We start from the raw sequence: 3,758 nt of genomic DNA on the forward strand, positions 1-3,758 counted from the left end.
ACTAATTTAGCGATCGCTCGTTTCAAGTCCAACATCACAAAATCGCGTTGCTCCCGTTTAATCAGCTAACGAAATTATGCGGGTTGTAGCGTTCGTATTGTCGGGCTGATTGCCACTGCGGACGTATTTATCAATTGAAAAGTATTCGCAATAACTTAATAATGGTGTACCTGTCAACGAAAGAATAGGGATCTCCGGGGTGTAAACTGTCAGTAAAAAGACCCTAAAAATGCTGTTCTAAAGTTAGTTGAAATATATCAGCTAATCCCCAGAGTATGGATGCAGCCAACGTTCTAATTGCCAATCAACCTTACTTGCATTACTACTGCCAAAATATACACGGCATAGCTCTCCAGTATCAGGCTCTAATAGTGAATATTCCCAAGTCTCACCTATTGGCCGAACCTCGGCGATTACACGAATTATTTGCTGTCCTGGGCTGTAAACTTGTACCTTTTGCCCTTTACGATATTTGGGACTCATAATGCACCGCAAACAAACAACTAAGACTTTAAGCGTTTCCAGTCTAACCTAGCAGGTCAAACTTGCTACATCTAGGGATCTAGTTAGCAAAGTGGAATTCACTAAAATCGCCAGTGCGACACAAGTTGTATTTTGTTGCATTTAGCTTGCCTAATGCGTGAGCTATCTGGGATGGCATTGACGGAGAGCGATCGCCCTCTGGTATTGTCTAGGAGTTGGGACAGAAAGCTCTTATGAGAGTTGTTCCTAGTCAAATAAGTAACCCATCTTGACTTCACCACATTTTTAATGTTGTGCTATAATGTGTGTAACAACTCTAACAGCAACATCTGAGAAGTTAGAGAAAGCTACGTAAAGCTAAGAGTTTAGGCAAGTTGGCTAGTCAGGCTATTAGAAAGCCGTTTGAAAGCCAGGAGAAGCCAGTAGAGATAGCTATTAAAAAGCAAAGTTAAACATTAATAGTTTGCTGTTTGGGTTGATGTACTAAAACATCCTCTCAAACTATGAAAAACAAAACTCTCATAAGGCTCAAGCTGGTCAGTATTGTGCTAGTCATTTTGCATAATAGTTATCTTTTATACAAAGATATACAAGACCCAGTTTTTATTCAGCTTCTACAAAACTGTGTAGAAGTTATTACTAAGTAGCAAAAAACCCCCAATGATGAGTTGGGGGTTTTTTGTAATGGATGGTTTTCAACCTTCTGCATAAATGTGTGATGGCTAACCCCCACATCTGGATAATGGTTTAGGTATTGTCAAGCGCCATTTTGTATACCACAATAGCGGTGATTGCTACAGATACTTCCTGTCTCACTCACTAAATAAAGAGTTGAACTAGAGAAGATTAACGATAAAATCAGTCATCAATAATATGCTTATTTCGGTTTTTAGTGAAACGCGACTCTATTTATTACCAAATATTTAAGCGATTTCCTGCGTTAATTTTTGAACTTGTTGATGACCGTCCCCAGCAAGCGCAGAATTATCGATTTGAATCAGTTGAGGTGAAAGAAACCTCCTTTCGCATTGATGGGGTCTTTTTACCTCCAGAGGGTGCAACACCCAGAGTTATCTTTTTTGCAGAAGTTCAATTCCAGAGCGATGAAGGTTTGTATCATCGGTTTTTTACCGAATCAATGATGTATTTGAACCGGAATCGGTCTGAATACGATGACTGGTACTGTGTGGTAATTTTCCCAAATCGCAGTTTGGAACCAAGCAATACAAGAATTCATCGAATGTTTTTAAACAGCGACCAAGTGCAGCGAATTTATTTGGATGAGTTAGGTACTCCTAATATTCTGCCAATAGGCATCAATTTAATGCAGTTGACAATCGCATCGGATAAAACGATGGCAGAGCAAGCGAAGCAATTAATTGAGCGAGTACAATTACAGTCTACTGGCACACTGCCCAAAAACGAGATAATAGATATTATTACGACAATTGCTGTTTACAAGTTTTCTTCGTTGAGTAGAGAGGAAGTGGAAGCTATGCTGGGACTGAACATTGAAGAAACACGAATCTACCAAGACTTGGAACGTCAAACCAAATTAAAAGCAGCAGCACGCCTTTTGAGCATGGGCTACAGCATCTCCGAAGTGGCAAAAGCAGTTGATTTATCGGTAGAGGAAGTCACAACAGAGGTAGTAAATTCTCAAACCAATACAGTCCAAGATGATCGCACAGAGTAAAGTCTCTGTTTGTGGTGATCCGATGGAAGAATTGCGGTTTATCAAACATTGCTAGGCATAAAATTGACACTGACAACAAGGCAATGTTACATTTGTTCTGTTAACCCATATTTGTCTAATCAAGTTACAACGTCAGTTGTGCTTGTGACTGGCAAGCAAATAGTTCGTTGAGTTGTTTATCGAGGCTTAGTGCGACGATGACTTAGTTTATTTCTCCCATTCGTTCAGAACTTAACAATCCATAGGATTGGTGTGTCTGAATGTAAACAAGGGAGAAAACATGGTAAATCGCAGCCAACTCAAAAACCGGGTTCAAAACGCAAGCTTTAAGAAAACTCAAGAGTATGGTAATACACTATGCACCTTCCACGCTACGGAAAAAACAACGGAATGGTGCGTAGAGTATACTGACAAATTTGGCGCGTGGTGGGATACTTTGAGCGAGGAGGAACAAATCGACGTAAAAGCTGTAGTCGGTTTACTTGAAAAGATGGGGCCGACACTTCCCCACCCGCATAGCTCTAAAATCAATGGTTCCAAGCTTTCTCGCCTGCGCGAATTGCGTATTCAGCACGCAGGTCGTCCTTTTCGCGTACTTTATGCTTTTGACCCCAACCGTACTGTTATTCTCCTTGTTGGTGGAGATAAGACTGGAGATAATCGGTGGTACGAGAAGAATATTCCCGTAGCAGAGGCAGAGTATGCATCTCATCTGCTCACTTTGAAATAGGGGAATGAACTGTAATGGCTAAATCTTTTAAGATACTTCAAGCGAAAATGTCACCATCAGCTCGCAAACGAGCCGAGCAGAAGACGCAGGAACTTCTACAAGAAATAGAAAAACTCGCTTCAGAAACAGCGTCCGCTTCAGAGGACAATCAGGAATCTTCGGGTAGACCACCACCGTCAACACCAGGGGACGCATAATTATATTTTGAGATTCATGTGTTGTAGAAACGTCTGTTAATACACCGAACAAATTTGATTAACTGAGGCGCATCAGCTGTTGGCTGTGGATCACAGGGTTTACAGTAAGCACAATGAAAATCAATCGGCACGGACGCGCCAAGGTTCTGACGCAGGAAGAAATACAACTAATCTTCAGTCACGGTTTAGACAACGACCGGGACAGAACCTTATTCGGCGTGTGCCAGGTTAGAAATTGAGAACTGTTTGCAATAAGTTTGACACGGCTCGTCTTTTGACGAAGGAATAGGGATCTAGGGGGTGTAAACTGTCTATAAAAAGACCCAAGAGCAGACTGCGGGGCGGCTGGAATGTTTGGGGAGAGGGCCAGATGCGCGTTGGCAGAAGAAATAGGTACTGTACCTATTAAATAGGTACTGGAGAGGTGATTAGTACCTATTTATTAATCATTTGTCCACTTACATTGCTTATAATGCCAATTTAAAGCTTCTTTGTAAGGGTGTAATTTATGGTCATTTGGAAGCCTAATTTCTTTACAATCAAGCTCCCTATAACTCGTGTTTTATAGCTCTGGAGCAAGACAAACAGTCTTTTTTTGGCTCTTCAGTACTTGTTATGCCAAACTAATAAATAAAATGCCAATTTAATAAGC

Annotated in this window: 4 protein-coding genes and 1 pseudogene; 4 read left to right on the forward strand and 1 reads right to left on the reverse strand. The window is 41.0% G+C overall.

What is annotated here, in order from left to right; all coding sequences use genetic code 11:
• Positions 1-261: 261 nt before the first annotated feature.
• On the reverse strand, positions 262-483 hold the full coding sequence (locus tag HWQ38_RS13510) for a hypothetical protein (RefSeq protein ID WP_292794237.1): 222 nt from the start codon (positions 481-483) through the stop codon (positions 262-264).
• An 892-nt stretch (positions 484-1,375) separates the two neighbouring features.
• Between HWQ38_RS13510 and HWQ38_RS13515 the strand changes: the two genes are divergently transcribed.
• From HWQ38_RS13515 to HWQ38_RS13530, 4 genes and pseudogenes are all read left to right on the forward strand, one after another.
• The gene (locus HWQ38_RS13515; RefSeq protein WP_292794240.1) at positions 1,376-2,179 is read left to right on the forward strand and encodes an Rpn family recombination-promoting nuclease/putative transposase; all 804 of its coding nucleotides are present in this window, start codon (positions 1,376-1,378) and stop codon (positions 2,177-2,179) included.
• 280 nt (positions 2,180-2,459) lie between these two features.
• Complete coding sequence (locus HWQ38_RS13520; RefSeq protein ID WP_366933284.1) at positions 2,460-2,909, forward strand: type II toxin-antitoxin system RelE/ParE family toxin; 450 nt, start codon at positions 2,460-2,462, stop codon at positions 2,907-2,909.
• A gap of 14 nt (positions 2,910-2,923) precedes the next feature.
• A complete protein-coding gene (locus tag HWQ38_RS13525) occupies positions 2,924-3,106 on the forward strand; it encodes a hypothetical protein (protein WP_292794243.1) in 183 nt (60 codons plus the stop codon).
• A gap of 113 nt (positions 3,107-3,219) precedes the next feature.
• Positions 3,220-3,330 (forward strand): annotated as a pseudogene (locus HWQ38_RS13530) (site-specific integrase); the annotation flags it as partial.
• Between the last annotated feature and the right edge of the window lie 428 nt (positions 3,331-3,758).

This window comes from Nostoc sp. NMS7, from assembly GCF_017115085.1.
Classification (GTDB): Bacteria; Cyanobacteriota; Cyanobacteriia; order Cyanobacteriales; family Nostocaceae; genus Nostoc.

Bases quoted from the DNA above. Each gene is read 5' to 3' on its own strand.
- HWQ38_RS13510 (WP_292794237.1), bottom strand. From the start codon at position 483: ATGAGTCCCAAATATCGTAAAGGGCAAAAGGTACAAGTTTACAGCCCA.
- HWQ38_RS13525 (WP_292794243.1), top strand. From the start codon at position 2,924: ATGGCTAAATCTTTTAAGATACTTCAAGCGAAAATGTCACCATCAGCT.
- HWQ38_RS13520 (WP_366933284.1), top strand. From the start codon at position 2,460: ATGGTAAATCGCAGCCAACTCAAAAACCGGGTTCAAAACGCAAGCTTT.